This is a genomic window from Pseudomonas trutticola BRTCR10 (assembly GCF_056155105.1).
This window is the reverse complement of the sequence record NZ_CM149552.1, coordinates 1,965,146-1,979,771: the sequence shown is the minus strand read 5'-3', so window position 1 is coordinate 1,979,771 and position 14,626 is coordinate 1,965,146. Positions and strand designations below refer to the sequence as shown.

The window sequence follows — 14,626 nt, the reverse complement described above, 5'->3', positions numbered from 1 at the left end:
TTGAAATGTTATCCACACAAATTGTGGATAACCTTGTGAACAGAGCTGCATTTCAGCGCTGAGAGCCCCGTTTCATAAGGGCTGCGCTCAGATCGGGCGTTTTTTACTCACATAAAAAACCCCAATATTTCATTGACTTGGCGGCTCAGGGCGTCTAGCGCAGCAACCTCAAAGGCTATGACTCTTCTGACCGGCATCGGTTCGCTCTGTTTACCTTTGCCAAGGTCCAGATGCAACAACGCCCCGCATAAGCGAGGCGTTGTTGTTGAAGCCCTGGCCGATTACTTGGCGGCAGCAGCGTCTTCTTTGGCTGGATCCTTGATGGCCAGCAGTTCCAGGTCGAAAACCAGAACCGAGTTGGCCGGGATTGCCGGGCTTGGCGATTGTGCGCCGTAAGCCAGATCGCTAGGGATGTACAGTTTGTACTTCTCGCCAACGTGCATCAGTTGCAGACCTTCAACCCAACCCGGGATCACGCCGCTCACCGGCAGATCGATCGGGCTGCCGCGCTCGACGGAGCTGTCGAAAACGGTGCCGTTGGTCAGCTTGCCGGTGTAGTGAACGGTCACTACGTCGGTAGGCTTAGGCTGTGGGCCGTCAGCTTTCTTGACCACTTCGTACTGCAAGCCCGAGGCGGTGGTAGTCACGCCAGCCTTCTTGCCGTTTTCTTCGAGGAACTTCTTGCCGGCAGCTGCCGACTCTTCGCTCATCTTGGCCATGCGCTCTTCGGCACGCTTTTGCAGCGCAGCGAAAGCTTCGACCAGTTCTTCATCTTTCAGCTTCTGTTCTTTCTTGCCGACGGCATCTTCGATGCCCTGGGCTACCGCTTTGGAGTCCAGGTCATCCATGCCTTCCTGAGCCAGGCTCTTGCCCATGTTCAGGCCGATACCGTAGGAAGCTTTTTGCGCCGGGGTTTTCAGCTCTACGCTGGTCTGCGAATCACAACCCGCGAGGACCAGGCTAACCAGGGCTACCGCCGCCGCCAACCGATGCTGTTTCATGCTATTTCCTTGTTCATGCGCCGAAAGGGCAATCGAGTAAAGCCGCGAGCTTATCAGGCCGCCACGACCAATGGCTACCGGCATGAGAGCAGTAAACCTGCGATAAGTTCAGGGACCAAAACGCATTTGGGCAAACGGATGATGAAGCTTCTGTCATCTGATCCTGAGCGCGAGCGACTCACCCATCCTCATGACTTGGCGTAATGGCCACTTGCCGCACCGGGTCAAGCTCAGGCATAACAGCGCAACAATTCGACAAGGATGTTTATCTTGCGCCTCTTATTCCGTGTGCTGACCCTGATCGTCGTGCTGCTTGGACTCGTCCTTGCGGTGGTGTTGTATTACGTCGCCAATCCGAAATTACCCTTCTACACCCCCGTGCAGCAGGTGCATTACCTGAATCAGTGGTCGCAGGCAGAACGCCAGACCTACTACTTCACGCCACAGGGCACTCAGGTCAAAGGATTGCGTTACGAGTGGTTCCAGGCGCTGGAGTTGCCCTTTTCGCAACAGCGTTTCGCCTCGCCCGAATACCTCGCACGATTTGGCTTTCTGATTGATCCACAACAGAAAGCCACGCCAAACAACCCTGGCAATCTTCCTGTCGGCTTTGCGCGGCACCAGAATCCCGGAAGCACCGAGCAATATCTGGACATAACTTGCGCCGCTTGCCATACCGGCGAATTGCGCTTTAACGGCCAAGCCGTGCGTATTGATGGCGGCTCGGCGCAACACGTATTGCCTTCCAGTGTTCCTACGCTGCGCGGCGGCAGTTTCGGACAAGCCTTGGTCGCCAGTCTGACCTCGACTTACTACAACCCATGGAAATTCGAACGCTTCGCGCGCGCGGTACTGGGCAATGACTACGACGCACGTCGCGAGCAGTTGCGCAAAGACTTCAAAAACTCGCTGAACACTTTTCTGAAAGTCGCCTGGAACGACACCCACCGTGGCCTCTACCCCACCGAAGAAGGCCCGGGACGCACCGATGCATTTGGGCGGATTGCCAACGCGACGTTCGGTGATGCCATTTCTCCTGCCAACTATCGCGTCGCCAACGCGCCGGTGGACTACCCGCAGTTGTGGGACATGTGGACGTTCGACTGGGTGCAGTGGAACGGTTCTGCGCAACAGCCGATGGCGCGCAACATCGGCGAGGCACTGGGTGTCGGCGCCACCCTGAACTTCTTCGACGCCAATGGCCAACCGCTGCAAGGTGATGAACGCTATGCCTCCAGCGTCCGTGTGCGTGATCTGCACAAAATCGAAGAAACCCTGCAGCGCCTGCAACCACCCGCGTGGCCGGAAGACGTGTTTGGCGTCGTCGATAAAGCGCTGGCGGCCAGGGGGCGCGCACTGTTTACCGAAAACTGCGCCGGCTGCCACGTTCCGCGCAAGACTCAGGAAGGCGAACGCTGGGTGCAACATTTGCACCTGTTGCCAGTGGAGGTGATCGGCACCGATCCGAATGCTGCCAACAACATCGCCAGCCATCGTTTCGACCTCACGGCCCTGCAATGGGATCTGAAAGAGCTGGAAAAAATGGACGTGAAACTGCACCCGTCCCCCGAGGAGCCGCTGGATCTGAGCCAGTTGTCCGTGGCCAAAGGCCTGGCGTACGTCACCGCATTCGTCGAAAACCGCGCTTATCGCGAAGCCAACGTCACTGCGCAAGAGAAACCGCGACTCGACGGTTTCGGCCTGCCGATCGGTGTGCGCGAAAAAGTCGCCTACAAGGCTCGCCCACTGGCCGGCGTCTGGGCCACTGCGCCGTTTCTGCACAACGGTTCGGTGCCGAGCCTTTATCAGTTGCTGTCGCCGCAGGATGAGCGCGCCACCACTTTCTATAAAGGCAGCTTCGAATACGATCCGCGTCATCTGGGCTATCGCACCGAAGCTTTTACCAATGGCTTCCTGTTCGACACGCGGATCACCGGCAACCACAACAGCGGTCATGAATTCCGTGCGGGTGAACGCGGCAATGGTGTCATCGGCCGCTGGTTGCAGCCCGAAGAACGTTGGGCGTTGCTGGAATACCTGAAAGTCCTCGGCGGTCCACTGGAGGCGCAATTGCCATGATCTCGACCTTCAAGAAAGACCTCCCGCCGCTGGCCCGGATCTGGTTGTGGCTGGGGCGCCTGCTGGGCAAAACCCTGCTGTTGTTACTCGCCATCGGCCTGCTCGGCGGGGCCGTTGCCTGGGCCTGGTTTGCCTGGCAGCACCGTGGCCCGGTTTCCGCGCTGGAGCAGATTCCGCCGGGCGAGTCGGCCATGACTCAAGAGGTGATTCAGACCGCCGTGCGCATTGTTGATCAGCACCGCGAGCCGACGCGCTATCTGCGCGACGCTCACGCCAAGGCGCATGGCTGCGTGAAAGCGCAGGTGCTGGTTCTGCCGCAACTTGCCCAGTCGTTGCAGCGGGGCGTGTTCAGCGAGCCGGGGAAAACCTGGCAAGCGCTGATTCGCCTGTCCAACGGCAACGCCTATCCGCAGTTCGACAGCATCCGCGATGCCCGGGGCATGGCGATCAAACTGCTCGACGTACCCGGCAAACCCTTGCTCGACAACCGCCAGCAACAGCATGAGCAAGACTTCGTGATGTTCAGTCATCCGAACTTCTTTGTCAGTGATGTCGCCGAGTATCGTCAGAATGTGGCGGCGCAGGCTGACGGCAAAAAGGTCATGGCGTTTTTCCCCGGTTGGGATCCGCGCACCTGGCAAGTCCGGCATCTGTTTATTGCCCTGGCGACCTTGTCGCCTGCGCCGGAAAGCCCGACGGGCACCACGTATTTCTCGGTCTCGCCGTACAAGTTCGGCGAGTCGAACGCCAAGTTCCGGGTAACGCCGGATCCCGACAATTGCCCGGCCTACACCCTGCCCCGACAAAACCAGGATCTGCCGAACTTCCTGCGCAACGCCCTGAATCAGCAACTCTCAACGGATCGCGTACCGGCCTGTTTCCTGCTGCAGATTCAGCGCCAGGATGCCAACAAATACATGCCGATCGAGGACACCAGCATCGAGTGGCGCGAGCAGGATTCGCCGTTCGAAACCGTGGCCCGTATCACCGTGCCACCTCAGGATTTCGATACACCGCAGCAGAACCTCGATTGCGACAACCTGTCTTTCAACCCCTGGTTCGGCATTGAAGCGCACCGCCCGATTGGCGGGATCAATCGCCTGCGCAAAGCGGTGTACGAGGCGGTCAGCGACTATCGTCATCAGCGCAATGGCGGTTGATCACGGCTCTTGCTGTGCGGCAGATGACGCCATGACTCTTCCAGCCTGGGGCCATGCAGCACTGGGGAGCAGGACGCTGAGAATTCCGGCGCTGGCGACTTTGTCGATCAACATCTGCGCACGGATGTCGCCGGAGTTGATTTTTTGCTCAAGGTCTTGGGTGAGTTCGGCGATCAACTCGCGAACCTTGGGCAGTATCGGTTTGGCGAAACGCAAGACAGCGCCGTCGGGGGTGATTGCAAAAATGCGTTGATGAGGCGCCTCACTGACCCGTGCCAGACTGACTTTGAGGTCGGCGGTAGAGAAAAAATTGCGCGAAAGATCGGTCCCGCCCGATGTTGGCGATGGTTGAATCGAGTGATAAATACCAAGCACGCGAAAGGCTCGGGGGATGCGCGGCTGACCCTGTTGATTCCCGGGAAACAGCGCACTGCGGTCAAAGCTCGCGTATTGGCGGGAGACCGGCTCGGTGACGATCAGAAAATCACTGACGTTATGTTTGAGAATAAAACCGACATTGGGATTTGCCGACGGCAACGCGGGTAATTGTTTTCGCAGATAGACGGCTGCTTCTTTTGCATTTCGACAGATCGGACCAAAGATCGGCATGGTTTTAAGCGCCGGTGGTGCCTGCAGAATGTCCGACCGCCAACTGGCTTTGAGCCGGCCACGGTGCCGCCAAAGATCCCCGGGAACCACAACGGTTACCTTTCCAGCCGCCACCGCCAACAGGATCCACAGGCTGCTGGGAATCGAGCCCTCTTCATACAGGGTCTGAAAACGTCGCGAATCGCCATCCGGGTTCGGCGCAAGGCGCGGCGACAGTTCCTGTTCAAACGGCAGATTGGTCGACGTGTACGAGAGAAGTCCGCCGTTACCGGCACTCAGATAACATTTCGAGTATTTTCGATGCGGATTCATCACTGCAGACAAATCGGCAATGGTGAAGAAGCGATTGCGCTGAACCCATTCCGTGGTGGCTTCGTCGGCGCCTTGAACCTTGGCCGGGTGCGCATGGAAACTCGCTTCGAGGGAAAAACCTCTGGGAATGATCAACTGGCCATTCGCACCGGCAGTCACTGCCCACTCTCGACGCGGATCCTTGGCTGGATCAGGGAGTTTTTCCTCGACCCCGCTGGCTTTAGCCTCGATCCGCTGAACGCAATAGAAGCGCTCGTCCGCGCTTTTCAGAATGAACCAGTGCAACTCGGTACTTCGCGGCGGTTTCAGCAGGCCGTGCAGACACGCTGCGGCATCATCGCTCGAGAGAAATGCAGGTTTGTCTGCCATGAATGACAGCGCATTCGTGTCGTCGGCAGAAACGGTAGCGGTTGCAGAGGGAGTTGGGGGCATGCGGTCGGGCTCTCGGCAGGCAATGGAATCGGCGCCATGACCTGATGAGGTCATGGAAAACAAGGTCCATTGTCCGAAAACGATGCGACTGGCAGGCACTACATAGATATAGGCCGTGAAGAAAACCCAAACGCCAGACAGCAAAAAGCCCGCACTAGGCGGGCTTTCTGTGGAATCTGGCGTTCAGTGTTCCAGATTCCGAATATGGCGCAGCGGACGGGACTCGAACCCGCGACCCCCGGCGTGACAGGCCGGTATTCTAACCGACTGAACTACCGCTGCGCGAAACGCTTGAAACGAATGGTGGGTGATGACGGGATCGAACCGCCGACATTCTGCTTGTAAGGCAGACGCTCTCCCAGCTGAGCTAATCACCCTTCGCTTCGTTACGGGACGCATTATGCCACAAGTTTTCGTAAAGTGTTGATTTAATTGAAGTTTTTTTCAAATAAATCCGAAAACCGGTGAAACGACACATCTCGAAGGTACAACTCGAGGCAGAAAAAAACCCGCCTTGGCGGGTTTTTCCGTGGTGACCTGGCGTTCAGTGTTCCAGGTTACCGAATATGGCGCAGCGGACGGGACTCGAACCCGCGACCCCCGGCGTGACAGGCCGGTATTCTAACCGACTGAACTACCGCTGCGCTAAACACTTGAAACGAATGGTGGGTGATGACGGGATCGAACCGCCGACATTCTGCTTGTAAGGCAGACGCTCTCCCAGCTGAGCTAATCACCCTTCGCTTCGGTGTGGCGCGCATTCTACGGAGCGACCCCACCTCTGGCAAGCACTTTTTTAAATAATTTTCTCAGGCCTTCCAAAGGCTTAGAGAAGGGTTGGCCTATGCCACGGCGAAGACAATAATGCCCCCCTTTGTATAAAGGAGAGACTCACCCCATGTGGTTCAAAAACCTGCTTATCTATCGCCTGACCCAAGACCTGCCTGTCGATGCCGAGGCGCTGGAAACTGCACTGGCCACCAAACTGGCGCGTCCATGTGCAAGCCAGGAGTTGACCACCTACGGTTTCGTCGCGCCGTTCGGCAAAGGCGAAGATGCTCCATTGGTGCACGTCAGCGGTGATTTCCTGCTGATCGCTGCACGTAAAGAAGAACGCATTCTGCCGGGCAGCGTCGTACGCGATGCGGTCAAGGAAAAGGTCGAAGAGATCGAAGCCGAGCAGATGCGCAAGGTCTATAAGAAGGAACGCGACCAGATCAAGGATGAAATCATCCAGGCGTTCCTGCCGCGCGCCTTTATCCGTCGTTCGTCGACCTTCGCCGCCATCGCGCCGAAACAAGGCCTGATCCTGGTCAACTCGGCCAGCCCGAAACGTGCCGAAGATCTGCTTTCGACCATTCGTGAAGTGATCGGCACCCTGCCCGTTCGTCCGCTGACCGTGAAAATGGCGCCGACCGCAGTCATGACCGATTGGGTGACCACGCAGAAAGCCGCCGACGACTTCTATGTGCTGGACGAGTGCGAACTGCGCGACACCCACGAAGACGGCGGCATCGTGCGCTGCAAGCGTCAGGACCTGACCAGCGAAGAAATCCAGTTGCACCTGAGCACCGGCAAAGTCGTCACTCAGCTGTCGTTGGCCTGGCAGGACAAGCTGTCGTTCATGCTCGACGACAAGATGACCGTCAAACGCCTGAAGTTCGAAGATCTGTTGCAGGATCAGGCGGAACAGGACGGCGGCGACGAAGCCCTGGGTCAACTGGACGCCAGCTTCACCCTGATGATGCTGACGTTCGGTGATTTCCTGCCGGCGCTGGTGGAAGCGTTGGGTGGCGAAGAGACTCCGCAGGGGATCTGAACATAACCGGTTTCAACTGAAGAAACCGGGGTCTACTGTGGGAGCTGGCTTGCCAGCGATAGCGGTGTTACAGATAGCTCATATGCCGTCTGACACACCGCCATCGCTGGCAAGCCAGCTCCCACAATGTTATGTGGTGTTCACTCAATAATAAGGAACAAGCCATGCGCGCACTGGCTGCACTCAGCCGCTTTGTCGGCAATACCTTCGCTTACTGGGTTCTGGTTTTCGCGGTCATCGCGTTCCTGCAACCGGCATGGTTCCTCGGCCTCAAAAGCGCGATCGTGCCGCTGCTGGGCCTGGTGATGTTCGGCATGGGCCTGACCCTCAAACTTGATGATTTCGCCGCTGTCGCCCGCCACCCGTGGCGTGTCGCGCTGGGCGTAGTCGCGCATTTCGTGATCATGCCCGGAGTGGCGTGGTTGCTCTGCCAGGTATTTCACCTGCCGCCGGAAATCGCCGTCGGAGTGATCCTGGTTGGTTGCTGCCCGAGCGGCACCTCGTCCAACGTGATGACCTGGCTGGCCCGTGGCGATCTGGCGTTGTCGGTGGCCATTGCCGCCGTCACCACCCTCCTCGCCCCGCTGCTGACCCCGGCGTTGATCTGGCTGTTGGCTTCGGCGTGGTTGCCGGTGTCGTTCATGGAGTTGTTCTGGTCGATCCTGCAAGTGGTGCTGCTGCCGATCATTCTCGGTGTGGTTGCGCAACGCCTGCTCGGTGACAAGGTCCGCCATGCGGTGGAGGTGTTGCCGCTGGTGTCGGTGGTCAGCATCGTGATCATCGTCACCGCTGTAGTGGCGGCCAGTCAGGCGAAAATCGCCGAATCGGGTCTGCTGATCATGGCAGTGGTGATGCTGCACAACAGTTTCGGCTACTTGCTGGGTTACTTCACCGGTCGCCTGTTCAAATTGCCGCTGGCGCAGCGCAAGTCGCTGGCGCTGGAGGTCGGCATGCAGAACTCGGGATTGGGCGCCGCTTTGGCCAGTGCACACTTCTCGCCACTGGCGGCGGTACCAAGTGCATTGTTCAGTGTCTGGCACAACATTTCCGGGGCACTCCTCTCAACCTATTTCCGGCGCATGAGTGAGAAGGAAGATCGCGAAGCGTTGGCGCAACAGGCCGTCGACTGAGCTGAAACTTGATCCCCGGATCAAGGCTCGGCAATATGTCGCGCAACGCGGGGACGACCCTGCGGCTCGATCGAGTTTTTTATCTGGGGACGACCCCGTCAATCGATGGAGGTCTCTCATGTCCTGGATCATTCTGTTTTTCGCCGGCCTGTTTGAAGTCGGCTGGGCCGTCGGCCTGAAATACACCGATGGCTTCACCCGCCCGCTCCCCACCGTATTGACCGTTGCGGCCATGGCCATCAGCCTTGGCCTCCTGGGTCTGGCGATGAAGGAATTGCCGCTGGGCACGGCTTATGCGATCTGGACCGGGGTCGGCGCTGTGGGCACGGTGATTGCCGGAATCATTCTGTTTGGCGAGTCGATGGCGTTGATTCGGCTGGCCAGTGTGGCGTTGATCATCACTGGTTTGATCGGGCTTAAAGTTAGCGCTTAGGCCACTGGCCCAATCGCTGGCAAGCCAGCTCCCACAAGGATTTCCGGTGAACACAAATGCTGTGTACACCCAGGAAACCTGTGGGAGCTGGCTTGCCAGCGATGGGGGCAGTCCCTTCACCAACTATCTAACGGCGCCCCGCAAATCGCCCACCAACGTCTGCAACTTCTCTGGCTGCGCTGCCTCGACGTCCACAGGCGCACCCGCCACCAATGTCACCCGCGACCACAACCGGCGGAACACACCCTTGTTCGGGTCGCGACTGAAGAAACTCCCCCACAAGCCCTGCAACGCCAGCGGAATCACCGGCACCGGCGTTTCCTCGATAATCCGCGTCAGCCCACCCTTGAACTCATTGATCTCGCCATCGGCGGTCAACTTGCCCTCAGGGAAGATGCACACCAGCTCACCGTCCTTCAAATATTGGGCAATGCGGCTGAAGGCTTTTTCGTAGATCTGAATGTCTTCATTGCGTCCGGCAATCGGAATCGTCCCCGCCGTACGAAAGATAAAGTTCAGCACCGGCAAGTTGTAGATCTTGTAGTACATGACAAAGCGAATCGGCCGACGCACCGCGCCGCCGATCAGCAAGGCGTCGACAAACGACACGTGGTTGCACACCAGCAACGCCGCGCCTTCATCCGGAATAGCTTCAAGGTTGCGATGCTCGACGCGGTACATGGAATGGCTGAGCAGCCAGATCATGAAACGCATGCTGAACTCGGGAACGATCTTGAAGATGTAAGCGTTGACGCCGATGTTCAGCAGCGACACCACGAGGAACAGTTGCGGGATCGACAGTTTGACCACGCTCAACAACACGATCGAGACAATCGCCGACACCACCATGAATAGCGCGTTGAGAATGTTGTTGGCGGCAATCACTCGCGCCCGCTCGTTCTCGGCCGTGCGCGACTGGATCAATGCGTACAGCGGCACGATGTAGAAGCCGCCGAAAATGCCGAGGCCGAGAATGTCCACCAACACTGCCCAGGTGTGCGCAAAGCCCAGGACTTCGGTCCAGCTGTGGCCAGTGACACTGTCGGGAATCCCACCGGAATGCCACCAAAGCAGCAAGCCGAACACCGTCAGACCGAATGAGCCAAACGGCACCAGACCGATCTCGACTTTGCGCCCGGAGAGCTTTTCGCAGAGCATCGAACCCAGCGCGATACCCACCGAGAACACGGTGAGAATCAGCGTGACCACGGTTTCATCGCCGTGCATCCACTCCTTGGCGTAGGCCGGGATCTGCGTCAGGTAAATCGCCCCGACAAACCAGAACCACGAGTTGCCGACAATCGAGCGCGATACTGCGGGCGTCTGGCCCAGCCCCAGTTTCAGCGTGGCCCAGGATTGGCTGAAGATGTTCCAGTTCAGACGCATTTCCGGTGACGAGGCCGCCGCGCGGGGAATGCTGCGGCTGGCCAGATAACCCAGCACGGCGATGCCGACGATGGCGGTCGACACCAGCGGCGCGTAGTGGGTCGAGGACATGATGACCCCGGCACCGATGGTCCCTGCAAGAATCGCGAGGAACGTGCCCATCTCCACCAGACCGTTACCGCCAACCAATTCCTCTTCACGCAAGGCCTGCGGCAGGATCGAATACTTCACCGGCCCGAACAGCGCCGAATGGGTGCCCATCGCGAACAGCGCCACCAGCATCAGCGACAAGTGATCGAAGAGGAAGCCGACCGAGCCCACCGCCATGATCGCGATTTCCGCGAGTTTGATCAGACGGATCAGCGCGTCCTTGGCGAACTTCTCGCCGAACTGCCCGGCCAGCGCCGAAAACAGGAAGAACGGCAGAATAAACAGCAGCGCACACAGGTTGACCCAGATCGAGCGATCACCCTCGATGGTCAGCCGGTAGAGAATGGCGAGGATCAGCGACTGTTTAAACACGTTGTCGTTGAACGCACCGAGCGACTGCGTGATGAAAAACGGCAGGAAGCGCCGGGTGCGCAGCAGGTTGAACTGTGAGGGGTGACTCATCTTCCGTGTTTTCCTGATGTTGGGTAGAGAGGCCTGGGTTCTTGTATTGGAATCTCGAACCGCGATCCAGGCCACACATTACCTAAACTTTTCAGGTTATTTCTTCAAACCTGCAATGCACGGCGAAACAAACAGCTCACCACGCCATGCCCCTTGCACGGTGCGCTTGCCGACAATCAGCCACATCAAGGCCAACAGGGCCACCAGCACGCAACCAACCACACTGAAAAACCCGAGGTTCAGCGTACTGGCAAGCTTGAGCGTTGCCAGCGAATACACGCCCAAAGGAAAGGTGAACCCCCACCAACCGAGGTTGAACGGAATTCCGTCGCGCAGATAACGCACGGTGATCAGCAGTGCCATCAGCATCCACCACAGACCAAAGCCCCACAGTGTGATCCCCGCCACCAGGCCAATGCCGGAAGCGATTTCGCCAATGCCCGGCAGGCCGTTGGCGGCGAAGATGGCCGGCGCATCGGCCCCCAGCAGCAACATGCCCAGCGCACCAGTGCCAATCGGGCCGAGGGCCAGCCAGCTCGATGCAGCCATATTCTCGTGAGGCAGTTTGTGCAGGGCCATGCGCAGCAACAGGATTGTGAGAATGCTGAACGCTACCGGTAGGGAAAACGCCCAGAGCACGTAGCTTGTGGTCAACACCACCAGTTGCGAGTGGGCATCGGTCAGATGTGGCGCGAGCAGCCCACCACTGGCGGCGGCGACTTCCGCAGCCACCACCGGTAACAGCCAAACCGCCGTCATCTGATCGATGCTGTGTTCCTGACGGGTAAACATCATGTAGGGAATCAGTACGCCACACGCCAGAGACATCGCCACATCAACCCACCACAGCACTTCGGCCAACTGGATGACACCCTCGCCCCAACGCGGCAGACCAAACAACAGAAAGCCGTTGATGATCGTTGCCAGGCCCATGGGAATGGTGCCGAAGAACATCGACACGGTGGAATGGCCGAAAATCCGCCGCGCCTCGTCGAAAAACAGGATCCAGCGTGCGGCGTATGCAGCGGTAAACAATGTGAACAACAGGATGTTGAAAAGCCACAGCCCTTCGGCCACGGCATGCATCCCGGGAATCGCCACCGGCAAATTCGCCAGTGCCAGCGCCAGCACACCAGTACCCATGGTTGCGGCGAACCAGTTCGGAGTGAACTGACGGATCACTTCACGCGGATGCTGAAGTTGGCTGAGCGGCTTGATGCCGGGTTTGGCGCTGTTAGGGCAAATCATCATGAACTCCTGTCCTCAGGTGAGGTTGAGTCCATGGTAGATCCGAATCGAATATCTATATAACGGGTAATTTCTCTAACTGTTATCTGTTCTATAGATAAGCAGTCAAACACTGCCTTCGCTTTCGATGACCAGAATCCGTGCGACGCCCTGCGGATGCGCGACATGTTCGGTACCGACCGAGGCGTAGAAGATATCGCCAACCGCCAACTGCACCTGTTTTTCTTCACCTTCCTCGCGGTAATGCATCGACACTTTGCCGTCGAGCACCACAAACACTTCCTCACCGTCATTGACGTGCCACTTGTACGGCTGATCGGTCCAGTGCAGGCGCGTGGTGATGCCGTTCATGTTGGCGATATCGAGCGCGCCCCAGGCGCGGTCGGCGGTGAAGGTCTTGCTGCGAATAATCTTCATGAATCGATCCGTGAGAAGAGTGGCCGGGCAAGGCTAACCGAAACCGCTGTGCTTATGGAGCGCTGCACACCTTGGCAGATCGAGGACGCAGACTGAGCAACAACGCTGCCACGGCCAACACGATCAGCACCCCGCCATACACATCAGTCGTGGCCAGCAATCCGAGTTGGTGGGTGAAGTGCCCGGCTAACAAGGCAGGCAAGCAAAACGCCAGGTAACTCAGCACGTAAAACGCCGACATCAACCCGGCCCGCTCATGCGGTAACGCCAGCGGCACCAGGTTGCGCACCGCGCCGAGAAAGCCTGAGCCGAAACCACACCCGGCGACCAGCGTGCCGAGGAAAAACAGCGACAGACTGGCGCTGTGCACACCGAGCAGAATCAGCACCAGACCACTTGGCAGCAAGCTTGCGCCGAGTTGCGACGCGCGCGTGGCGGGACGATTGCGCAGGGTGAAGATCATCAGGGCGCCGGTGACGGTCAGTGCCGCGACGGTTGCGCCGCCGATCAGATTGGAAGTGGAACCGGTGGCCGTGCGCACCAGCGACGGCGCCAGTGATGCGTAGAAACCGCCGAGCGCCCAGGTCGCGGTGTTCAGCGGCAGCACTCGCCACAACGTTGAACGCGCCTGAGCCGGGACATGCAGCGTCGGCCGCAACGACGCCCAGGCCCCAGCCTGCGGGCTGACACTTTCCGGCAGGCGCCAGACATACAGTGCTTGCAGCACAAACAGCGCGAGCAGCAGCCAGTACGTCAGTTGCAACGGCGCCGGAGCGAACTCGGCCAGCAGGCCACAGCCCATGGCTCCCAACGCCATACCCAGCAACGGCGCAACACTGTTGATCAGCGGTCCTTGCTGGCGGTCGGTGTCGAGCAATGTTGCACTTAATACGGCAGTGGCCATGCCGGTCGCGAAGCCTTGCAGCACCCGCGCACTGATCAGCCAGGTGACGCTGTCGGCGCTGATGAACAACAGCATCGCCAGCGCATTGAGCAGAACGGCAGCGAAGATCACCGGTTTACGCCCGAGATGATCGGACAGCGATCCGACGGTTAACAGCGCCGCCAGCAAACTCAGGGCGTAGACGCCGAAAATCAACGTCAGCATGGCTGCCGAGAAATGCAGCTGATCCTGATACAGGTGATACAACGGCGTCGGCGCCGTGGAAGCGGCGAGAAAACTCAGTAAGGTGATCGCCAGAAACCACAGGCTGGGACGATTGGAAGCAAGGCTGTTCATGTGCACACTCCGCAAAAGCTAATTTTTTGCTTTTGCGGAGTGTGCTCTCGGCCTGTGCTTAAAGCAAATTCTTTGTGTTAAGGTCTGCCGCATGGCTATTAAAGAAGGTTTACGCCCGGGTGGTCGCAGTGCCCGGGTGCAAGAGTCGATTCATTCGGCAGTCCGCGCGCTCCTGCAAGAACAGGAGCGTTCGACCGTGACCGTCCCGCAAATCGCCGCACGCGCAGGCGTTACGCCGTCGACGATTTATCGACGCTGGGGTGATCTGGCGGCCTTACTGGCCGACGTCGCCCTCGCCCGCATGCGTCCTGACAGCGAACCGGCAGAAACCGGCAGTTTGCGCAGCGATATCCGCGCGTGGGCCGAGCAGTATCTCGACGAGATGAGTTCCGAGCCCGGACGCAACATGATGCGCGACGTGCAGGCGAGTGCCACGCCGGGGTATTGCGTGAAGATTATCGGCGCGCAGTTGCAGACGATCATTGAGCGGCATCCGGATGAGCCGGCACCGAGCGTTGATCATTTGATCAATCTGGTGGTGGCGCCGGTGGTGTTTCGCATTCTGTTTTCCGCGGCGGCGCTGCAGGTGGAGGAATTGCACCGGTTGATTGATATCGCGCTGAAACAGGACTGACGCCATCGCTGGCAAGCCAGCTCCCACAGGGATCTCCAGCGAATGCAAATTTTGTATACGCCCTGAAAACTGTGGGAGCTGGCTTGCCAGCGATGAGGCCGCCCAGTCACTCTC

At 58.6% G+C, this 14,626-nt stretch carries 12 protein-coding genes and 4 tRNA genes; 6 read left to right on the top strand and 10 right to left on the bottom strand.

Annotated features, from left to right (window positions below; all coding sequences use genetic code 11):
• Positions 1-281 precede the first annotated feature (281 nt).
• Positions 282-1,001 carry an FKBP-type peptidyl-prolyl cis-trans isomerase gene (locus ACVVH8_RS08905; protein ID WP_103306955.1) on the bottom strand — a complete coding sequence of 240 codons (720 nt, stop codon included), beginning with the start codon at positions 999-1,001 and terminating at the stop codon, positions 282-284.
• 270 nt (positions 1,002-1,271) lie between these two features.
• On the opposite strand from ACVVH8_RS08905, the gene ACVVH8_RS08900 reads away from it, so the two are divergent.
• Entirely contained in the window at positions 1,272-3,080 is a 1,809-nt protein-coding gene (locus ACVVH8_RS08900) for a di-heme-cytochrome C peroxidase (RefSeq protein ID WP_475229557.1), read from the top strand.
• On the top strand, positions 3,077-4,240 hold the full coding sequence (locus ACVVH8_RS08895) for a catalase family protein (protein ID WP_475229553.1): 1,164 nt from the start codon (positions 3,077-3,079) through the stop codon (positions 4,238-4,240). Before ACVVH8_RS08900 ends, ACVVH8_RS08895 begins: the two co-directional genes overlap by 4 nt.
• Here the strand turns inward: ACVVH8_RS08895 and ACVVH8_RS08890 are convergent, their stop codons facing one another.
• The 5 genes from ACVVH8_RS08890 to ACVVH8_RS08870 all read right to left on the bottom strand — a co-directional run bounded on the left by ACVVH8_RS08890 (position 4,241) and on the right by ACVVH8_RS08870 (position 6,332).
• On the bottom strand, positions 4,241-5,656 hold the full coding sequence (locus ACVVH8_RS08890) for a hypothetical protein (RefSeq protein ID WP_475229550.1): 1,416 nt from the start codon (positions 5,654-5,656) through the stop codon (positions 4,241-4,243).
• Positions 5,657-5,798: 142 nt separating this feature from the next.
• Positions 5,799-5,875 (bottom strand) — tRNA-Asp (locus ACVVH8_RS08885).
• Between the two features lie 19 nt (positions 5,876-5,894).
• Positions 5,895-5,970 (bottom strand) — tRNA-Val (locus tag ACVVH8_RS08880).
• Between the two features lie 190 nt (positions 5,971-6,160).
• Positions 6,161-6,237 (bottom strand) — tRNA-Asp (locus tag ACVVH8_RS08875).
• A gap of 19 nt (positions 6,238-6,256) precedes the next feature.
• Positions 6,257-6,332: transfer RNA gene (locus ACVVH8_RS08870), tRNA-Val, on the bottom strand.
• A gap of 159 nt (positions 6,333-6,491) precedes the next feature.
• On the opposite strand from ACVVH8_RS08870, the gene rdgC reads away from it, so the two are divergent.
• From rdgC to sugE, 3 genes are all read left to right on the top strand, one after another.
• A complete protein-coding gene (rdgC, locus tag ACVVH8_RS08865) occupies positions 6,492-7,412 on the top strand; it encodes a recombination-associated protein RdgC (protein WP_103306951.1) in 921 nt (306 codons plus the stop codon).
• Between the two features lie 164 nt (positions 7,413-7,576).
• Entirely contained in the window at positions 7,577-8,542 is a 966-nt protein-coding gene (locus ACVVH8_RS08860; protein WP_475229547.1) for a bile acid:sodium symporter family protein, read from the top strand.
• Positions 8,543-8,660: 118 nt separating this feature from the next.
• A complete protein-coding gene (gene sugE / locus ACVVH8_RS08855; RefSeq protein ID WP_003223093.1) occupies positions 8,661-8,975 on the top strand; it encodes a quaternary ammonium compound efflux SMR transporter SugE in 315 nt (104 codons plus the stop codon).
• A gap of 123 nt (positions 8,976-9,098) precedes the next feature.
• Here sugE and ACVVH8_RS08850 read toward each other — a convergent pair whose 3' ends face one another.
• From ACVVH8_RS08850 to ACVVH8_RS08835, 4 genes are all read right to left on the bottom strand, one after another.
• A complete protein-coding gene (locus tag ACVVH8_RS08850; RefSeq protein ID WP_103306948.1) occupies positions 9,099-10,973 on the bottom strand; it encodes an MFS transporter in 1,875 nt (624 codons plus the stop codon).
• 96 nt (positions 10,974-11,069) lie between these two features.
• Positions 11,070-12,221 carry a TDT family transporter gene (locus tag ACVVH8_RS08845; RefSeq protein ID WP_475229544.1) on the bottom strand — a complete coding sequence of 384 codons (1,152 nt, stop codon included), beginning with the start codon at positions 12,219-12,221 and terminating at the stop codon, positions 11,070-11,072.
• Between the two features lie 105 nt (positions 12,222-12,326).
• Positions 12,327-12,638 (bottom strand): cupin domain-containing protein, encoded by a 312-nt coding sequence (locus ACVVH8_RS08840; protein WP_103306946.1) that lies wholly within the window; start codon positions 12,636-12,638, stop codon positions 12,327-12,329.
• 52 nt (positions 12,639-12,690) lie between these two features.
• Complete coding sequence (locus ACVVH8_RS08835) at positions 12,691-13,878, bottom strand: MFS transporter (RefSeq protein WP_475229541.1); 1,188 nt, start codon at positions 13,876-13,878, stop codon at positions 12,691-12,693.
• 91 nt (positions 13,879-13,969) lie between these two features.
• Here ACVVH8_RS08835 and ACVVH8_RS08830 point away from each other — a divergent pair, with 91 nt between their 5' ends.
• Positions 13,970-14,512 carry a TetR/AcrR family transcriptional regulator C-terminal ligand-binding domain-containing protein gene (locus ACVVH8_RS08830; protein WP_315448542.1) on the top strand — a complete coding sequence of 181 codons (543 nt, stop codon included), beginning with the start codon at positions 13,970-13,972 and terminating at the stop codon, positions 14,510-14,512.
• Positions 14,513-14,626: the final 114 nt, after the last annotated feature.